Annotated in this window: 17 protein-coding genes; 1 reads left to right on the plus strand and 16 read right to left on the minus strand. The window is 68.2% G+C overall.

What is annotated here, in order from left to right; translation table 11 throughout:
- Positions 1-8: 8 nt before the first annotated feature.
- The 4 genes from TSO221_RS03920 to TSO221_RS03935 form a co-directional block, all read right to left on the minus strand.
- Positions 9-866: a dienelactone hydrolase family protein gene (locus TSO221_RS03920; protein WP_109117170.1), complete on the minus strand. Its 858-nt coding sequence runs from the start codon at positions 864-866 to the stop codon at positions 9-11.
- An 88-nt stretch (positions 867-954) separates the two neighbouring features.
- Positions 955-1,632: an ABC transporter ATP-binding protein gene (locus TSO221_RS03925; RefSeq protein ID WP_247877902.1), complete on the minus strand. Its 678-nt coding sequence runs from the start codon at positions 1,630-1,632 to the stop codon at positions 955-957.
- Between the two features lie 22 nt (positions 1,633-1,654).
- Complete coding sequence (locus TSO221_RS03930) at positions 1,655-2,902, minus strand: lipoprotein-releasing ABC transporter permease subunit (protein WP_109117172.1); 1,248 nt, start codon at positions 2,900-2,902, stop codon at positions 1,655-1,657.
- A gap of 159 nt (positions 2,903-3,061) precedes the next feature.
- Complete coding sequence (locus tag TSO221_RS03935; RefSeq protein ID WP_109117173.1) at positions 3,062-3,730, minus strand: peroxiredoxin; 669 nt, start codon at positions 3,728-3,730, stop codon at positions 3,062-3,064.
- A 250-nt stretch (positions 3,731-3,980) separates the two neighbouring features.
- Here TSO221_RS03935 and TSO221_RS03940 point away from each other — a divergent pair, with 250 nt between their 5' ends.
- Positions 3,981-4,841: an MBL fold metallo-hydrolase gene (locus TSO221_RS03940; protein ID WP_109117174.1), complete on the plus strand. Its 861-nt coding sequence runs from the start codon at positions 3,981-3,983 to the stop codon at positions 4,839-4,841.
- Between the two features lie 18 nt (positions 4,842-4,859).
- On the opposite strand, the gene proS is transcribed toward TSO221_RS03940, so the two are convergent.
- From proS to nuoL, 12 genes are all read right to left on the minus strand, one after another.
- Positions 4,860-6,173 (minus strand): proline--tRNA ligase, encoded by a 1,314-nt coding sequence (gene proS, locus TSO221_RS03945; RefSeq protein ID WP_109117175.1) that lies wholly within the window; start codon positions 6,171-6,173, stop codon positions 4,860-4,862.
- A gap of 63 nt (positions 6,174-6,236) precedes the next feature.
- The gene (locus tag TSO221_RS03950) at positions 6,237-6,605 is read right to left on the minus strand and encodes a hypothetical protein (protein WP_109117176.1); all 369 of its coding nucleotides are present in this window, start codon (positions 6,603-6,605) and stop codon (positions 6,237-6,239) included.
- Positions 6,606-6,627: 22 nt separating this feature from the next.
- Entirely contained in the window at positions 6,628-7,521 is an 894-nt protein-coding gene (locus tag TSO221_RS03955) for a hypothetical protein (RefSeq protein ID WP_109117177.1), read from the minus strand.
- A 422-nt stretch (positions 7,522-7,943) separates the two neighbouring features.
- Positions 7,944-8,546, minus strand: a complete 603-nt coding sequence (locus TSO221_RS03960; protein WP_109117227.1) for a DNA-3-methyladenine glycosylase I — start codon at positions 8,544-8,546, stop codon at positions 7,944-7,946.
- 37 nt (positions 8,547-8,583) lie between these two features.
- Entirely contained in the window at positions 8,584-8,832 is a 249-nt protein-coding gene (locus tag TSO221_RS03965; protein WP_109117178.1) for a DUF1467 family protein, read from the minus strand.
- Between the two features lie 9 nt (positions 8,833-8,841).
- Positions 8,842-9,246: a methylmalonyl-CoA epimerase gene (gene mce / locus TSO221_RS03970; RefSeq protein WP_109117179.1), complete on the minus strand. Its 405-nt coding sequence runs from the start codon at positions 9,244-9,246 to the stop codon at positions 8,842-8,844.
- Between the two features lie 47 nt (positions 9,247-9,293).
- A complete protein-coding gene (locus tag TSO221_RS03975) occupies positions 9,294-10,892 on the minus strand; it encodes a ribonuclease J (RefSeq protein WP_109117228.1) in 1,599 nt (532 codons plus the stop codon).
- A 71-nt stretch (positions 10,893-10,963) separates the two neighbouring features.
- The gene (locus TSO221_RS03980) at positions 10,964-11,770 is read right to left on the minus strand and encodes a type III pantothenate kinase (RefSeq protein ID WP_109117180.1); all 807 of its coding nucleotides are present in this window, start codon (positions 11,768-11,770) and stop codon (positions 10,964-10,966) included.
- Positions 11,771-11,773: 3 nt separating this feature from the next.
- Positions 11,774-12,559, minus strand: coding sequence for a biotin--[acetyl-CoA-carboxylase] ligase (locus TSO221_RS03985; RefSeq protein ID WP_109117181.1), 786 nt, complete (start codon positions 12,557-12,559; stop codon positions 11,774-11,776).
- A gap of 4 nt (positions 12,560-12,563) precedes the next feature.
- Complete coding sequence (gene nuoN, locus TSO221_RS03990; protein ID WP_109117182.1) at positions 12,564-14,012, minus strand: NADH-quinone oxidoreductase subunit NuoN; 1,449 nt, start codon at positions 14,010-14,012, stop codon at positions 12,564-12,566.
- Between the two features lie 10 nt (positions 14,013-14,022).
- Positions 14,023-15,528, minus strand: a complete 1,506-nt coding sequence (locus TSO221_RS03995) for an NADH-quinone oxidoreductase subunit M (protein WP_109117183.1) — start codon at positions 15,526-15,528, stop codon at positions 14,023-14,025.
- Positions 15,529-15,550: 22 nt separating this feature from the next.
- A complete protein-coding gene (gene nuoL, locus TSO221_RS04000) occupies positions 15,551-17,638 on the minus strand; it encodes an NADH-quinone oxidoreductase subunit L (RefSeq protein ID WP_146208703.1) in 2,088 nt (695 codons plus the stop codon).
- Positions 17,639-17,641 lie beyond the last annotated feature (3 nt).

A 17,641-nucleotide genomic window follows, 5' to 3' on the forward strand; every position in this document is an offset into this window, starting at 1 on the left:
GGTCCCGATCAGACGAGATACTGCCGCAGGAACTCCACCGTCCGCCCCCAGGCCAGCCTGGCGACCTGCTCGTTGTAGCGGTCGGCGGAGGTGTCGTTGTTGAAGGCGTGGTTGGCGCCCTCGTAGACGTAGATCTGGTGCGGCACGCCGGCCTTCTTCAGCGCCTCCTCGTAGGCGGGAATGCCGGCGTTGATGCGCTGGTCGAGCCCGCCGTAGTGCAGCAGCATCGGCGCCTTGATCGAGCCGACCTGCGCCGGGTCCGGCGTCGGGCCGTAGTAGGCGACGGCGGCCTTGAGATCGGGCGCCTTGATGGCGAACTGGTTGACCATGCCGCCGCCCCAGCAGAAGCCCACCGCCCCCACCTTGCCGCTGGAATAGCGGTAGGACATCAGGAAGCTCTGCGCCGAGACCAGGTTGTTCACCGTCTTGCCGGCGTCGAGCTGGGCGATCATGTCGCGCGCCCGGTCGGCGTCGGCCGGCGTGCCGCCCAGCGGCGACAGCAGGTCCACCGCCAGCGCCACGAAGCCGTCGGCGGCGAAACGGCGCGCCACGTCCTCGATGTGCGGGTTGAGGCCGCGGTTCTCGTGGATGACGATCACCGCCGGCGCGCGCTCCGCCGTCTTCGGCCGCGCGAGGTAGCCGCGGACGTCGCCGGTGGCGCCCTGGAACGTCACGTTTTCGACGCTGATTCGCGGGTCGCCCGGTTCCACCACCGCCGCGCGGGCGTAGTTCGGCTCGATGGCGGCCAGCACGGCCGGCACCGCGGCGGCGGAGCCGAGCAGCGCCGTCAGCCGCTCCAGGAACACCCGGCGTGGCAGCGGCGCGTGCGTGTACTCGTCGTAGAGGTCGATGATCGTCTGGTCCATGCGGCTCTCTCCCGTCCCCGCGGTTTTGCGGGCAAGTCTGCCGCACGGACCGGCGATCGCCAATTCACCAAACGGTGAGGAGTGCCGTTCAGACGGTTGCGTGTTCGATCAGCACGCCTTCGTGCATTTCGAGCACGCGATCCATCCGTCGCGCCAGTTCCAGGTTGTGGGTGGCGATCAGCGCGCCGACGCGGGCCTGCCGGACGATCCCTGTCAGCGTAGCGAACACGCTTTCCGCCGTGTGCGGGTCGAGGTTGCCGGTGGGCTCGTCGGCGATCAGCAGGCCCGGCGCGTTGGCCAGCGCGCGGGCGATGGCGACGCGCTGCTGCTCGCCGCCCGACAGCCGCCCCGGCCGGTGGCTGCCGCGCTGGTCGAGGCCGACCATGTGCAGCAGCTCCTTGGCCCGCGCCGCCGCCTCCGACCGCTTCAGACCGGCGATCATCTGCGGCAGCACGATGTTCTCCTGCGCCGTGAACTCCGGCAGCAGGTGGTGGAACTGGTAGACGAAGCCGATGGCCTTGCGGCGGAGCTCCGTGCGCTTGCCGTCGTCCAGCGCCGAGGCGTCGGTGCCGCCGATGCGCACCGTGCCCGACGACGGCCGCTCCAGCAGGCCGGCGATGTGCAGCAGCGTCGACTTGCCGGCGCCCGACGGCCCGACCAGCCCGACCAGCTCGCCCGGCCGCACGGTCAGCTGCACGCCGCGCAGCACCTCCAGCTTGGTGCCGCCCTGCTCGAAGGTGCGCACCACGTCCCTAAGCTCAAGCATCGGCTGTTCCAGCATCGGCCCCTCACTCATAGCGCAGGGCCTCCACCGGATCGAGCCGCGCCGCCCGCCAGGACGGGTACACCGTGGCGGCGAAGGACAGGCCGAGCGCCATCGCCGTCACCTGCGCCACCTCGCCCCAGTCGATCTTCGCCGGCAGCTGCGAGAGGAAGTAGATCTCCGGCGAGAACAGCTCGGTGCCCGACAGCATCTGGATGAACTGCCGGATGCTCTCGATGTTCTGGCAGAACACCACGCCGAGGATCAGCCCGCCCACCGTGCCCATCACGCCGACCGAGGCGCCGGACAGCAGGAAGATGCGCATGATCATGCCGCGCGTGGCGCCCATGGTGCGCAGGATGGCGATGTCGCGCCCCTTGTCCTTCACCAGCATGATCAGGCTGGAGATGATGTTGAACGCCGCCACCATGATGATCAGCGACAGGATCAGGAACATCACGTTGCGCTCGACCTGCAAGGCGGTGAAGAAGCTGGCGTTCGACTGCTGCCAGTCGACCACGCGCCCGATGCCGGCCACCGCCGGCTGCAGGGCGGCGCGCTGCGCACGGATCTGCACGGGGTCGGCGACGAACACCTCCAGCGAGGTCACCGCCTCGCCGGTGCGGAAGAACAGCTGCGCCTGCTCCAGCGGCATGAAGATGAAGGAGTTGTCGTACTCGAACATGCCGACGTCGAAGATGGCACCGATGTTGTAGGCGCGCATGCGCGGCACGGTGCCGAAGGCGGTGGCGTTGCCCTGCGGCGCGATCAGTGTGATCTGGTCGCCGACCGACAGGCCCAGGCGCTGCGCCATGCGGATGCCGATGGCGACGTTGTCCTCGCCGAAGGCGTCGGCGGTGCCGCGCAGGATGTGCCTGGACAGGGTCGGCCGCACCCGGAAGTCCTCCGGCCGCACGCCGCGCACCACGGCGCCGGACGCGATGCCGCGCACGGTGACCAGCGCCTGCCCCTCCACCGTCGGCGTCACGTTGGTGACGCCCGGCACCTGCCGCACGCGGTCGGCCAGCGCGTCGAAATCGGTCAGCGGCCCCGGCTGCGCCGAATAGACGTTGAGGTGCCCGTTGAGGCCGAGCACGCGCCCCAGCAGCTCCGCCCGGAAGCCGTTCATCACCGCCATGACGATGATCAGCGTCGCCACCCCCAGCCCGATGCCGAGCAGCGAGAACCACGCGATGACGGAGATGAACCCCTCCTGCCGGCGGGCGCGGAGATAGCGCATCGCGACCATGCGTTCGAACGCGGAGAAGATCATGGGGGGCGGTGTTCCGGAGTTGCGGCCGGCTGCCGGACGGCAGCGCTCAAGCGTAGATACGTGCCGCACGCCGGATGCGCAAGCGCGGCGCGGACCGGGGCCGCCCTGCCCCGGCCCGCCGCGCGATGCTCAGCACCCCTCTTTCAATGGGCCCCGCCGTCAATGCAGGGTGCCGGGCTGCGGAACCATGCGGATATAGGGCTTGGGCGCCGTCCAGCCGCCGGGGAACTTCTGGCGGGCCTGCTCGTCCGACACGCTGGGGACGATGATGACGTCGTCGCCCTCCTTCCAGTTGGCGGGGGTGGCCACCTGGAACTGGGCGGTGAGCTGGCAGGAATCCAGCAGCCGCAGCACCTCGTCGAAGTTGCGGCCGGTGCTCATCGGGTAGGTGAGCATCGCCTTGACCCGTTTGTCCGGGCCGATGACGAACACCGAGCGCACGGTGGCGTTGTCGGCCGGCGTGCGGCCTTCCGAGCTGCTGCCGGCGTCCTCCGGCAGCATGTCGTAGAGCTTCGCCACGGCGAGGTCGCGGTCGCCGACCAGCGGATAGGTCACGGCGTGGCCCTGCGTCTCCTCGATGTCCTTCAGCCACTTGGTGTGGTTGTCGACCGGATCGACGCTGAGGCCGAGGATCTTGCAGTTGCGCTTGTCGAACTCTGGCTTGAGGCCGGCCAGATAGCCCAGCTCGGTGGTGCAGACCGGGGTGAAGTCCTTGGGGTGCGAGAACAGGATGGCCCAGCCGCTGCCCATCCAGTCGTGGAACCTGATCGTGCCCTGCGTCGTCTCGGCGGTGAAATCCGGAGCTTCGGAGTTGATCCTCAGCGACATGGTATCCTCCTACCCGCCACCCCCGTTCGGGGCATGGCGCTCTCAAGGGTGAACCGTTCGCGGGTGATGGGGCGCAGTGTGCGGCGGCGCGCGCTTGAGCGTCAATTCGACCGATGGGGCAACCTCCATCCCGACGGCGTACCTCGTTTTCCACGGGGCGCGGACGGGCCTGCGCTTTGTCCCGATTGCCATTCCCCGCCGCCCGGAGCGAAAGTGGGGTGCTGAAGAAAACCACAGGTGGGAGCGGCCGATGCCCGCGCTCGTCCAGCCTTTCTTCCACGCGCCAACCTCCACGGTGAGCTACGCCGTGTACGACCGGCCGGGCGGCATCGCCGCGGTCATCGATTCCGTCCTCGACTTCGACGCCGCCGCCGGCCGCACCGGCACAGGCTCGGCCGACGCCATCGCCGCCTTCCTGGCGGAGCACGGGCTGACGCTCGACTGGATCCTGGAGACGCACATCCACGCCGACCATCTGTCGGCGGCCCCCTACCTGCAGCGCCGGCTCGGCGGGCGCATCGGCATCGGCGCCGGAGTGACCCAGGTGCAGGAACATTTCGGCAAGATCTTCAACGACCCGCTGTCCTTCCGCCCGCAGGGCCAGCCCTTCGACCGGCTGTTCGCCGACGGCGAAACCTTCGCGGTCGGCACACTGCAGAGCCGCGTGCTGCACACGCCGGGTCACACGCGGGACTCGGTGAGCTACCTCATCGACGACGCGGTGTTCGTCGGCGACACGCTGTTCATGCCGGACGGCGGCACCGCGCGCTGCGACTTCCCCGGCGGCAGCGCCGCCGAGCTGTTCGGCTCGATCCGCCGCCTGCTGGCGCTGCCGGAGGGAACGCGGCTGTTCGTCTGCCACGACTACGCCCCGGGCGGGCGGGTGCACGCCTGGGAGACCACGGTGGCCGAGCAGCGCCGGGCCAACATCCACGTGCGCGACGGCGTCGACGAGGCCGCCTACGTGGCGCTGCGCACCGCCCGCGACCGGACGCTGCCGATGCCGGCGCTGATCATCCCGGCGGTGCAGGTGAACGCCGCGGCCGGGCGCCTGCCACCGCCGGACAGCAACGGGGTGGTGTACCTGAGGGTGCCTGTGAACGTGCTGTAGAGGGCTTCCCCTACCCCGTCAGCGCGCCAGCTTCGCCAGCGCGCTCTCCTCCGACAGCTCCTCGCGCTCGCCGGTGGCGCGGCGCTTCAGCTCGACGACGCCGTTCTTCAGGCCGCGCGGGCCGACCACGAGGTGCCACGGCAGGCCGATCAGGTCCATGTCGGCGAACTTCACGCCCGGCCGCTCGTCGCGGTCGTCGTACAGCACCTCGACGCCCTGGGCGCGCAGCTTGACGTACAGCTCCTCGCAGACGCGGTCGGTCTCGGCGTCGCCGGGCTTCAGGTTGACGAGGCCGACGTTGAAGGGCGCCACCGCGTCCGGCCAGATGATGCCGTTGTCGTCGTGGCTGGCCTCGATGATCGCCGCCACCAGACGCGACACGCCGATGCCGTAGCTGCCCATCTCCACGTGCACCGGCTCGCCGTTCGGGCCGGCGACGGTGGCGTTCATCGGCTTGGAGTACTTTGTGCCGAAGTTGAAGATGTGGCCGACCTCGATGCCGCGCGCGCTCTCCAGCCGCTCCGCCGGCACCGGGCAGGTGGCCGCGTCGTGCTTCTCGTCGGTGGCGGCGTAGATCGAGGTGTACTTGTCGAAGAACGGCTGCAGGTCGTCCTTGTAGTCCGGCGCGTCGGCCAGCACGTCGAGGTCGAGCCAGGCCTTGTCGCAGAACACGCCGCTCTCGCCGGTCTCGGCCAGGATGATGAACTCGTGGCTGAGGTCGCCGCCGATGGGACCGGTGTCGGCGCGCATCGGGATCGCCTTCAGGCCCATGCGGGCGAAGGTGCGCAGGTAGGCCAGGAACATCGCCTGGTACGAGCGGCGCGCGCCCGCCGGGTCGATGTCGAAGGAGTAGGCGTCCTTCATCAGGAACTCGCGGCCGCGCATCACGCCGAAGCGCGGGCGGACCTCGTCGCGGAACTTCCACTGGATGTGGTAGAGGTTCAGCGGCAGCTGGCGGTAGCTGCGCACGAACGTGCGGAAGATGTCGGTGATCATCTCCTCGTTCGTCGGGCCGTAGAGCATCTCGCGCTCGTGCCGGTCGGTGATGCGCAGCATCTCCTTGCCGTAGTCATCGTAGCGCCCGCTCTCCTTCCACAGGTCGGCCGACTGGATGGTCGGCATCAGCAGTTCCTGGGCGCCGGCGGCGTCCTGCTCCTCGCGGACGATCTGCTCGATCTTCTTCAGCACCTTGTGGCCGAGCGGCAGCCACGCGTAGATGCCCGCCGACTGCTGGCGGATCATCCCGGCGCGCAGCATCAGCCGGTGCGAGACGATCTGCGCCTCGGTCGGGGTTTCCTTGAGGGTCGGCAGGAAGAAGGAGGAGAGCCGCATGACGGAATTCCAAGTCGCTCGGGTCTGAGGGTCAGCGACTTTAGGAACCCGCCGCGCGCTTGTCTACCGAACCGTTCTGCACAATGCGACCAGCTCCGCCTCGCTGGCGGCGTTCAGCGGCTGGCCGTTGAAGAACATGCGATTGCCCTGGACGGTCAGCCGGCCGACCTCCGCCGTCCGCGGCAGCGCGCCGGCTCCCGGCGTGGCGAACCCCAGCCGGCGGGCGAAGTCGAGGGTCACCGGAATCTCGAAGCGGTCCACCGGCACCGCGCCGGCCAAGCCCGGCAGGTCCGCCGGGGCGACGCGCTTGCCGCGCGCATCGAGGCCAGGCTTGTACTCGACATCCGCCGAGGGCGCGTGACGCGGCAGGTAGCGGCAGACGGCGATGTCGAACGGCGGCGCCTGCGCCGCTGCGGGCACCGCGGACAGCATAAGGCTCAGCAGAACGGCGGCGTCAGTCCTGCACCGTGACCGCACTGGGCATCGCCTTCCAGTAGATGGAGAGGTAGGGCATGCCCTTCTCCGCCTCCTCCTGGGAGCGGGCCGACTGGCGGATGTACTTGCCGATGTAGGTCTTGTTCACGTGCTCGAGATCGATCGCGCACTTGATGACCAGCATCTCGCCGACGCGGTCGGGCAGGTTGAACTGCCACTTCTGCAGGGCGTCGTTCAGCACGCCGGCCTTGGCCTGCTCCTTGCCCTGCACGACGAACTCCTGGTGGTGGTACTGGCTCAGCTCCTTGATCGCCGAGGCGATCTTGCCGGGCTTGGTGCGCACCAGCGCCTTGAACACCCGGGTGTCGTCGCGAAACAGCGGCAGGTAGCCGCGCTTGTCCGCCAACTGGTTCAGCATGGTGTAGAGGCCGGCCATGACGCCGCCCTCCTCCTCGCCGCCGTCGTTGGGTTTGGACTCGGGCTTGGCGGCGTTCTTGCGGCCGAACAGCGAGGCGAGGAAGCCGCCCTTCTTCTTTTCCGTCTCCTGCGCGGCGGAGGGAGCCGACGCCTTGCGCTCGTCCCACAGCGCGTCCCAGGCGTAGTCCCAGGCGGGGAACACCACGTTGTTGCGGTCGTCCAGCACGGTCTGCAGGTACTCGCGCCCGTCCTTGGCCCAATCCACGTCGCCGACGATGGCCCGCACCGGACGGCGGCTGAGCACGACCGGGAAGATGCCGACCCGCACCACCTCGCTGTAGATGTCGAGGAACGACGGCGTCTGCGCGAACGGCAGAGGCGCGCACGGACGGCGGTCGGGCTGCAGCAGCTCCATGTTTTTCCTGGTGCGCTCCAGCAGCTCGGTCAGCAGGACCGAGGAAAACTGTTCGAACCGTTCGCTTTCGGATACGGCCATGGATGCCTCGATCACTCTCCCTTGCGCACCATAGGCCAGGGCGGCCGTCCGGTGCCAGCGCCTATGGAAGGCGCATCACGCGAACATCATCCGCGGTCGTTCATCTCGCCTCATGGCATTTGATTCTACTACATTAAAAAAATCCTAAAAGACCCTTCACGAACAAATCACTTTTCGGTCCGGAAACGGGACAGGAAATATCAACCGCCAGCGCCGCCGGCAACCGCACAAAGTGAGGGCCGCGGGCGGGTGCCGCGCGGCCCGAGTCTAGGGAGGAATCGCCACCAGGCGTAGGAAAAGGGGATGCGCCCTTTTCTGTGATGAATACTGCGCCAAACCTTGATGAAAGGCAAGACCACGAGCGAGTTAACGCCAGTTGCCAACACATTTTCTTGGGTTTTGCTGATCGACTGTGCGATTGCTCATGCAACGGGCAGCAATTTGCCTGCATCGCGGGCATCATAGCCGGTGAAGCCCTGGCGCATGGCGGCCATCCAGGGCGGGTTGCGCGCCTCCACCACCGCCCAGACCGGACAGCCCGGGTGGTGCGCGCCGGGCAGGTAGCCGAGACTCATCAGGAACTCGCCGACGATCTCCCCGCCGGTGAAGCGGAAGTTGCGCTTGAACAGCTTGACCCACTCGGCCTTGGGCAACGGGTGGTGCGCCGCCAGCCAGCCGGCGAAGGAGCCGTGCTGCGGGCGCAAGGCGACGATGCGCCGGGCGTTCTCGATGGCGGCGTCCACCTTCAGCCGGTTGCGGATGATCCCGGAGTCGGCGAGCAGCCGCGCCCGCTCCGCCTCGCCGTACGCGGCGACGCGGTCGATGTCGAAAGCGTCGTAGGCGGCGCGGAACGCGTCGCGCTTCTTCAGGATGGTCAGCCACGACAGGCCGGCCTGGTTGATCTCCAGCACCAGCCGCTCGAACAGCAGGGAATCGTCGCTGGTGGGGAATCCATACTCGGTGTCGTGGTAGGGGGCGTGGAGCGGATGGCCGGGCGCGGCCTCGCAATAGGTCTGGGCAGCCACCACGTCATCTCCCCCGCTTCGCTGGTTGCAGGGGAGTCTACATCCCCTTGGCCATGTCGCGGAACGAAATCAGGTCGGAGTTGTACAGCAGCACGATGCCCAGCGTGATCACCGCCGACAGCGCGGTGGTGACGGCGAACTTGCGCAGCAGCATGGGCTTCTGCGGCGCGCTGTCGGCCATGCCGGGCTCCGCCCGCTCCGGGGTGCGGACACCCCAGGGCAGGACGGCGAAGAGGACCGTCCACCACACCGTGAAGAAGATCGCGCCGATGGTGACCGGTCCCATGGGATGCCCCTACGCCTGTTCGAGTTCCACCAGGGTGCCGCAGAAGTCCTTCGGGTGCAGGAACAGCACCGGCTTGTCGTGCGCGCCGATCTTCGGCTCGCCGTCCCCGAGCACGCGCGCGCCCTGCGCCTTGAGCTGGTCGCGCGCCGCCAGGATGTCCTCCACCTCGTAGCAGATGTGGTGGATGCCGCCGGACGGGTTCTTCTCCAGGAACGGCGCGACGGGGGACTTGTCGCCCAGGGGGTGCAGCAGCTCGATCTTGGTGTTGGGCAGGGCGACGAAGACGACGGTGACGCCGTGCGGCGGCAGGTCCACCGGCGCCGAGACCTGGGCGCCGAGCGTGTCGCGGTAGAGCGCGGTCGCCGCCGGCAGGTCCGGAACGACGATGGCGACGTGGTTGAGCTTGCCGATCATGTGAGTTCCCCGATGTCTTCTTTTTTATGGAGCGGTCCAACCTACCGCTAAACGCGGACGAGGTGAACGTCCGTCACCGGCTTCTTGCCGTGCGAGGTGTTGAAGGTACGGCGCACCGCGACCCGCGCCGCCTCCTTCACCAGGGCGTCGTCCTGGCGCGCCGGCTTCGGCAGGCCGGCGATGGCCTCGCGCACCGCGTCCACCACGTCGAGCAGCACCTCGTGGTCGGTCTCGCCGCTGTCCAGCAGGCCCATCACCGCCACCTGCGGCGCGGTGACCAGTTCCCCCCTGGCGTTGAGCACCAGCGTCGCCACCGCGGCGCCGTTGTGCACCATGCGGGTGCGCGCCCGCATCAGCCCGGTGTCGAGCGGCACCAGCCGCTTGCCGTCGATGGCCAGCCGGCCGGTGCGCACCTGGGTCACCACCTCCACCGGCCCCGGCGCGAGCCGCACGACGTCGCCGTCGCCGGGCACCAAACCGTGCGGCACCTGGCAGCCCTGGGCAATCCGGGCGTGCGCCAGCTGATGGCGCTGCTCGCCGTGCACCGGCACCGCGACCTTCGGGCGGACCCACTGGTACATCTGCACCAGCTCGTCCTGCGCCGGGTGGCCGGAGACGTGGACGAACGCGTCGTCCGCGGTCACCACCTCGATGCTCTTGTTGACCAGCAGGTTCTGCACGCGGCCGATGGCGCGCTCGTTGCCGGGGATCTCGCGCGAGGAGAAGATCACCGTGTCGCCGGGGTCCAGCGTCACCTGCGGATGGTCGCCGCCGGCGATGCGCGCCAGCGCCGAGCGCGGCTCGCCCTGGCTGCCGGTGCAGATCATCACCAGCTTGTCCTTGGGCAGGTAGGCGGCGTCGTGCTCGCTGAGGAACGGCGGCACGTCCTTGAGGTAGCCGTTGGAACGCGCCGCCTCGTTGATCCGCCACAGCGAGCGGCCGACCAGCGCGACGTTGCGCCCGTTCGCCGCCGCCGCCACGGCGATGCTCTCCAGCCGCGCCACGTTGGTGGCGAAGCAGGTCACCGCGATGCGGTTCGGGTAACGGCCGAGCAGGTCGGTCAGCGTCGCCCGCACCTGCGCCTCGGAACCGGAACGGCCGGGCACCATGGCGTTGGTGCTGTCGCCGATCAGCGCCAGCACGCCCTCGTCGCCGAGCGCACGCAGCCGCGCCTCGTCGGTCACGGAGCCGATCAGCGGCTCCGGGTCGAGCTTCCAGTCGCCGGTGTGCAGCACGAGGCCCGACCCGGTGCGGATCGCCAGCGCGTTCGGCTCCGGGATCGAGTGGGTGAGCGTGACGTACTCCAGCTGGAACGGCCCCAGCTCGAACCGGCCGCCCAGCGGAATCTCGTGGATCGGCACCTTGGTGGCGAGCTGGCGCTCGTACAGCTTGGCGCGCAGCACCGAGGCGGTGAACGGCGTGCAGTAGACCGGGCATTGCAGCTGCGGCCACAGGTACTGCACGGCGCCGAGATGGTCCTCGTGCGCGTGCGTCAGCACCAGCCCGACGAGGTTCTCCCGCTGCTCCTTGATGAAGGCCGGGTCCGGCATGATGACGTCGAGGCCGGGCATGGTGTCGTCGGCGAACGAGATCCCTAAGTCCACCATCAGCCATTTGCCGCGGTGGCCGTACAGGTTCAGGTTCATGCCGATCTCGCCCGACCCGCCGAGCGGCAGGAAATACAGGCCGTCCCCGTCCGGGGTGAACTGGCTGTCCACTAGCTCTTTACCGCTGTCTGGTTGTTTGGCGTGTTGCGTTTGTAGACCGACAACAGGCCGCGCATGGTCAGCTCGTTGTCGACATGGTGGATCATGGAGGTGGCCTCGGCGAACGTCCGGCCAAGCCCCCCGGTGGCGATCACCGTCACGGGCGGGTCGCCCGTCGGCGACAGCTCGGCCGAGATGCGGGTGATCAGCCCTTCGATCATGCTGGTGTAGCCCCAGAACATGCCGGACTGCATGGCCGCCACCGTCCCCTTGCCGACGACGCGCGCCGGGCGGACGATCTCCACCTTCGGCAGCTGCGCCGCCACCTTGTGCAGGGCGTCGAGCGCCAGGCTCGGCCCCGGCGCGATGGCGCCGCCGACGAAGTTGCCGTCCCGGTCCACCACGTCGAAGGTCGTGCCGGTGCCGATATCGACGATGATCAGCGGCGCCGGGTAGGTCTCAGCCGCGGCGATGGAGTTGACCAGCCGGTCGGCGCCGGCCTCCTTCGGGTTGTCCAGCAGCACCTTGATGCCGAGATCCACGCCGGGATCGCCGACCCGCATCGGCTCGCACTGGAAGTGGTTGCTGCACAGCCGGGTGAGATCGAAGGTGGCGGCCGGCACCACGCTGGACAGCACGGCGGCGTGGATGTCCGCGGGCTTCAGCCCCTTGACCGCCATCAGGCTGAACAGCCAGACGGCGTACTCGTCGGCGGTGCGGCGGCTGTCGGTGGAGATGCGCCACTGGCCGCGCTTCTCGTCGCCGTCGAACACGGCGAAGACCACGTTGGTGTTGCCGGCGTCGATGGCGAGCAGCATGCGTCACGATCCCGGAAAGAAGACGTCGCCGGCGGCGATCCGCACCGGCACGCCACCGTCGCCCCTATCGAGCAGCAGAACACCGTCGCTGTCCAGGTCGACGAAGGTGCCGGTCAGTTCGCGGTCGCTCAGGCGCACCACCACCGGTCCGCCGCGGTTGGCCGCCCGCGCCAGCCATGCGGCGCGCACCGGGTCGAAGCCCTCGGCCTGCCAGCGCGCGTACCAGTGCGCCAGCTTCTGGGCATACATCTCCAGCGCCGCCGCCGGTTCGGCGTGCCCCGCCCCCTCCTCGGCCAGCGAGGTGGCGGCGAACTCGGTCCCTTCCGGGAAATACCTGAGGTTGATGCCGACGCCGAGCACCAGCCACGCCAGCCGCCCGTCGGCCGACGCCTCGGACTCCAGCAGGATGCCGGCGACCTTGCGGCCGTTGACCAGCACGTCGTTCGGCCACTTGCAGCGCACCGCGGCCATGGCCGGCAGGAACGCCTCCGCCGTCTCGGCGATGGCGAGCGAGGCGACGAACGACATCTGCGCGGCGACGGCGGGCGTCACGCGCGGGCGCAGGATGGTGGAGGTGTAGAGGTTGCCCTCGGGCGAGGTCCAGGCCCGCCCCCGCCGGCCACGGCCGGTCTGCTGGCTGCGGGCCCAGACGACGGTGCGCTCCGGAGAACCGGAGCGCGCGCGATCCTTGGCTTCGTCGTTGGTGCTGCCGACGGCGCCGAGGGCGATGACCTGGAAGCCCGGGGGCAGGGACAGCTTCCCCGCCCCCGGTAATGCTCCGTCGATCATGCCGTCAGCCGGCGAACAGCGCCGCCGCGGCGGTGGCGGCGTAGTTCAGGATCGGCGCCGGGACGATGAAGAACAGCAGCGTGAACGCGGTGGTGCCGACCAGGATGGCGGACATGCCGTCGTCCGTCACCTTGTCGAAGCCGCCGACCGGCTCGTCGAAGTACATGACCTTGATGATGCGCAGGTAGTAGTACGCGCCCACCACGCTGGTCAGCACGCCGATGATGGCGGTGACGTACAGCCCGGCCTGCACGGCGGCCAGGAAGACGTACAGCTTGCTGAAGAAGCCGGCCATCGGCGGGATGCCCGCCATCGAGAACATGAAGATCGCCATGGCGGCGGCCAGCATCGGGTTGGTGCGGGCGAGGCCGGAGAGGTCCTTGATGTCCTCGACCATGCGGCCCTTCTGCTTCATGCAGAGGATGACCGCAAAGGCGCCGACGTTCATGAACAGGTAGATCGCCATGTAGATCAGTACGCCGCGGACACCTTCCTGCGTGCCGGTGGCGAGGCCGACCAGCGCGTAGCCGATGTGGCCGATCGAGCTGTAGGCCATCAGGCGCTTGATGTTGGTCTGCACGATGGCGGCGAAGGCGCCGAGCGCCATCGACATGATCGACGAGGCGATGATGATCTGCTGCCAGCTGTGCGCCATGTGGCCGAACGGCTCGATCAGAACGCGGGTGAGCAGCGCGATGGCGGCGACCTTCGGGGCGACCGCGAAGAAGGCGGTCACCGGCGTCGGGGCGCCCTGGTAGACGTCCGGCGTCCACATGTGGAACGGCACGGCCGAGATCTTGAAGGCGAGGCCGGCGGCGACGAACACCAGGCCGATGATCAGGCCGACCGACGGGTGCGTGCCGCCGGCCAGCAGCGTGGCGATCTTGTCGAACGCCGTGGTGCCGGCGAAGCCGTACACCAGCGAGGAGCCGTACAGCAGCAGGCACGACGACAGCGCGCCGAGCACGAAGTACTTCAGGCCGGCCTCCGACGAGCCGGTCGAGTCACGCCGGAAGGCGGCGATGACGTACAGCGACAGGCTCTGCGTCTCCAGGCCGACGTACAGCGAGATGAGGTCGTTGGCCGAGATCATCATCAGCATGCCCAGCGTGGCGAAGAGCATGAGGATGGGGAACTCGAACCGGTTCATCTGCTCGCGCTCGATGTAGCCGAGCGACATGACGACGGCGAGCGACGAGGCCACCAGCACCAGCACCTTCATGAAGACGCCGAAGGCGTCCATCACGAACAGGCCGTTGAAGGTGACGACGCGGCCGGAGCCGTAGCCGAGCGAGAGGAATGCCGCGAACAGCAGCGCGCCGACGGTGAGGTAGGCCACCATGCGGGTGGAGCCCTCGCCGCGGAACACGCCAAGCATGAGCAGCGCCATGCCCGCGCACGCCAGGAAGATTTCCGGCAGGGCCGGCCAAAGGTCGGGGAACTGGGCGATCATGGCATACCCTCTAGCGCGCGGCCACGTTGACGCCGCCGGCGGCGGCCAGCTTGGTCTCGTAGGTCTTGATCAGGTTGTCGACCGACGCCGACGTGATCTTCAGGAAGCTGGTCGGGTAGATGCCCATCCACAGCACCACGATGACCAGCGGCACGAACACGGCGATCTCTCGGATGTTCATGTCGTACATCGCCTTCAGGTCGGCCTTGACCAGCTTGCCGAAGACGATGCGGCGCAGCAGCCACAGCGCGTAGGCGGCGCCCAGGACCAGGCCGGTGGCCGCCAGCGCCGCCACCCAGGTGTTGTCCTGGAAGGCGCCCAGCAGCACCAGGAACTCGCCGACGAAGCCCGAGGTGCCGGGCAGGCCGACCGAGGCCATGGTCATGAAGCCGAACACGATGGCGTACTTCGGCATGTTGTGCACGAGACCGCCGTAGCGCGCGATCTCGCGGGTGTGCAGCCGGTCGTACACCACGCCGACGCACAGGAACAGCGCACCCGACACGATGCCGTGCGACAGCATCTGGAAGATCGAGCCTTCCACACCCTGCGCGTTCAGCGTGAACATGCCGATGGTGACGAAGCCCATGTGCGCGACCGACGAGTAGGCGATCAGCTTCTTCATGTCCTCCTGCGCCAGCGCCACCAGCGAGGTGTAGATCACCGCGACGATGGACAGCGTGTAGATCAGCGGCGCGAAGTACTCGGTCGCCTCGGGCAGCATCGGGATGTTGAAGCGCAGGAAGCCGTAGCCGCCCATCTTCAGCAGCACGCCGGCCAGGATGACCGAGCCGGCGGTCGGCGCCTCGACGTGGGCGTCCGGCAGCCAGGTGTGCACCGGCCACATCGGCACCTTCACCGCAAAGGAGGCGAAGCAGGCCAGCCACAGCCAGATCTGCATCTGGCGGTCGAAGTGCGTGGCGGTGATCGTCGGGATGTCCGTGGTGCCGGCGACGAACCACATCGCCAGGATGGCGATCAGCATCAGCACCGAACCGAGCAGCGTGTACAGGAAGAACTTGAACGCCGCGTACACGCGCCGCTGTCCGCCCCACACGCCGATGATCAGGAACATCGGGATCAGCACGCCCTCGAAGAACATGTAGAAGAGGACGAAGTCGAGCGCGCAGAACATGCCGACCATCAGGGTCTCGAGGACCAGGAAGGCCACCATGTACTCCTTGACGCGGGTCTGGATGCTCTCCCACGAGGCGAGGATGCACAGCGGCGTCAGGAAGGTGGAGAGGATGACGAACAGCATCGAGATGCCGTCGACACCCATGTGATAGTTGACCTTGAAGGCCGGGATCCACTCCGCCTTCTCGACCATCTGGTAGCCCGGGTTGGCCGGGTCGAAGTGGAACCAGATGAACAGCGACAGCACGAAGTTGATGAGCGTCGTGATCAGGGCGATCTTGCGCGCCTGATTGGCCACGGCCTCCGGGCTCCCGCGCTGGATCAGGATGAACAGCGCGCCGACGAGCGGCAGGAAGGTGGTGATCGACAGGATCGGCATTTTCTTATTCCCCTTGAGCCGCTCAGCCGAACAGCGAGAGCCACACGACCAGCGTGACGACGCCGATCACCATCGCGAACGCGTAGTGGTAGACGTAGCCGGACTGCATGCGCGAGGCCTTGGCCGCGACGTTCTGCGTGGCCGCCGCCAGCCCGTCCGGGCCGACGCCGTCGATGAGCGCGCCGTCGCCGCCCTTCCACAGGCCGTGGCCGAGCCAGCGCGCCGGACGCACGAAGGCCCAGTCGTACAGCTCGTCGAAGTACCACTTGTTGTACAGGAAGGCGTGGACGCCGCTGAACGTGCTGGCGATCGCACCCGGCAGGCGCGGCAGCAGCAGGTACAGCAGGTAGGCCAGCGCGATGCCGATCAGGCCGACGATGATCGGCAGCGTGCCAACCCAGCCCGGCAGGTAATGGTGCGCCGCCTCGATGCTGTCGTGGGCCGGCAGCACGAAGATCGACTTGCCCCAGAAATCGGCGCGGTGGTGGCCGATGAAGCGGTCGGCGAACAGGATGCCGGAGAGCACCGCGCCGGCGCCCAGCACGAACAGCGGCACCAGCATGACCAGCGGCGACTCATGGGCGTGCTCGAACACCTTCTTCGGCATGCGCGGCGCGCCGTGGAACGACATGATGAGCAGGCGCCAGGAGTAGAATGCAGTCATCAGCGCCGCCGAGATGCCGAGCCAGAAGGCCAGCATGCCGACCGGACTGTTCGCCGCGAACGCCGCCTCGAGGATCATGTCCTTGGAATAGAAGCCGGCGAAGATCGGCAGGCCGGCCAGCGCCAGGTTGCCGATCCACATCAGCGCGTAGGTGACCGGGATCTTCTTCCACACGCCGCCCATGTTGCGCATGTCCTGCTCGTGGTGCAGGGCGTGGATGACCGAGCCGGCGCCGAGGAACAGCAGCGCCTTGAAGAAGGCGTGCGTGAACAGATGGAACATGGCCGCGTCGTAGGCCGAGACGCCGGCGGCGAAGAACATGTAGCCGAGCTGCGACATCGTCGAATAGGCGATGACGCGCTTGATGTCGAACTGGGTGAAGCCGATGGTCGCGGCGACGAACGCGGTGAAGGCGCCGACCACGGTCACCACCTGGAGCGCGGCGGGCGCGTACTCGAACAGCGGCGACAGGCGGCACACCATGAACACGCCGGCGGTCACCATGGTGGCGGCGTGGATGAGCGCTGACACCGGGGTCGGGCCTTCCATCGCGTCCGGCAGCCAGGTGTGCAGGCCGAGCTGCGCCGACTTGCCCATGGCGCCGACGAACAGCAGCAGACAGGCGATGGTCAGCGCGTCGAAGTCCCAGCTCAGGAAGTGCAGGGTCTTGCCGACCAGCTCCGGCGCCTTGGCGAAGGCGACGTCGAACTGCAGCGAGCCCGTCAGCACGAACACCGAGAAGATGCCGAGCGCGAAGCCGAAGTCGCCGACGCGGTTGACCAGGAAGGCCTTCATCGCCGCGTTGTTGGCCGAGGGCTTCTCGTACCAGAAGTTGATCAGCAGGTAGGAGGCGACGCCGACGCCCTCCCAGCCGAAGAACATCTGCACGAAGTTGTCGGCCGTCACCAGCATCAGCATGCAGAAGGTGAAGAACGACAGGTAGGCCTGGAAGCGCGGCTTGTTCGGGTCATCGGCCATGTAGCCGACCGAGTAGACGTGCACGCACGCCGACACGGTGTTGACCACCACCAGCATGACCGCGGTCAGCTGGTCGACGCGCAGCGCCCAGAACACGTCCAGCGTGCCGGACTTCATCCAGCGGAACAGCTCGATGGTGCGCGGCGTGCCGCCGTGGCCGGTGACCTGGAAGAACAGGATCCACGACATGACGGCGGCGAGGACCACGGCGCCGCAGGTGACGACCTGCGCGGTGCGGTCGCGCCAGTCCGCCGGGGCGGCCGGGTGATGGTCGTCGTGCCCGTGGTCATCGTGCCCATGGTCGTCATGGCCATGCGCGTCGTGATGGTGGTCGTGGTGGCCGTGGTCATGCCCGTGGCCGTGTGCGGCGGCGCCCTTCGGCGCGCCGTTGTGGCCGTAGGCGAACAGCGACAGCGAACCGGCGATGAGGAACGCCAGCAGCGGCAGGAATACGACAAGGACTTCCATGGC

Source organism: Azospirillum sp. TSO22-1 (genome assembly GCF_003116015.1).
Classification (GTDB): domain Bacteria; phylum Pseudomonadota; class Alphaproteobacteria; order Azospirillales; family Azospirillaceae; genus Azospirillum.

Bases quoted from the DNA above. Each gene is read 5' to 3' on its own strand.
- TSO221_RS03920 (WP_109117170.1), bottom strand. From the start codon at position 866: ATGGACCAGACGATCATCGACCTCTACGACGAGTACACGCACGCGCCG.
- TSO221_RS03925 (WP_247877902.1), bottom strand. From the start codon at position 1,632: ATGCTTGAGCTTAGGGACGTGGTGCGCACCTTCGAGCAGGGCGGCACC.
- TSO221_RS03930 (WP_109117172.1), bottom strand. From the start codon at position 2,902: ATGATCTTCTCCGCGTTCGAACGCATGGTCGCGATGCGCTATCTCCGC.
- TSO221_RS03935 (WP_109117173.1), bottom strand. From the start codon at position 3,730: ATGTCGCTGAGGATCAACTCCGAAGCTCCGGATTTCACCGCCGAGACG.
- TSO221_RS03940 (WP_109117174.1), top strand. From the start codon at position 3,981: ATGCCCGCGCTCGTCCAGCCTTTCTTCCACGCGCCAACCTCCACGGTG.
- proS (WP_109117175.1), bottom strand. From the start codon at position 6,173: ATGCGGCTCTCCTCCTTCTTCCTGCCGACCCTCAAGGAAACCCCGACC.
- TSO221_RS03950 (WP_109117176.1), bottom strand. From the start codon at position 6,605: ATGCTGTCCGCGGTGCCCGCAGCGGCGCAGGCGCCGCCGTTCGACATC.
- TSO221_RS03955 (WP_109117177.1), bottom strand. From the start codon at position 7,521: ATGGCCGTATCCGAAAGCGAACGGTTCGAACAGTTTTCCTCGGTCCTG.
- TSO221_RS03965 (WP_109117178.1), bottom strand. From the start codon at position 8,832: ATGGGACCGGTCACCATCGGCGCGATCTTCTTCACGGTGTGGTGGACG.
- mce (WP_109117179.1), bottom strand. From the start codon at position 9,246: ATGATCGGCAAGCTCAACCACGTCGCCATCGTCGTTCCGGACCTGCCG.
- TSO221_RS03975 (WP_109117228.1), bottom strand. From the start codon at position 10,892: ATGAACCTGAACCTGTACGGCCACCGCGGCAAATGGCTGATGGTGGAC.
- TSO221_RS03980 (WP_109117180.1), bottom strand. From the start codon at position 11,770: ATGCTGCTCGCCATCGACGCCGGCAACACCAACGTGGTCTTCGCCGTG.
- TSO221_RS03985 (WP_109117181.1), bottom strand. From the start codon at position 12,559: ATGATCGACGGAGCATTACCGGGGGCGGGGAAGCTGTCCCTGCCCCCG.
- nuoN (WP_109117182.1), bottom strand. From the start codon at position 14,012: ATGATCGCCCAGTTCCCCGACCTTTGGCCGGCCCTGCCGGAAATCTTC.
- TSO221_RS03995 (WP_109117183.1), bottom strand. From the start codon at position 15,528: ATGCCGATCCTGTCGATCACCACCTTCCTGCCGCTCGTCGGCGCGCTG.
- nuoL (WP_146208703.1), bottom strand. From the start codon at position 17,638: ATGGAAGTCCTTGTCGTATTCCTGCCGCTGCTGGCGTTCCTCATCGCC.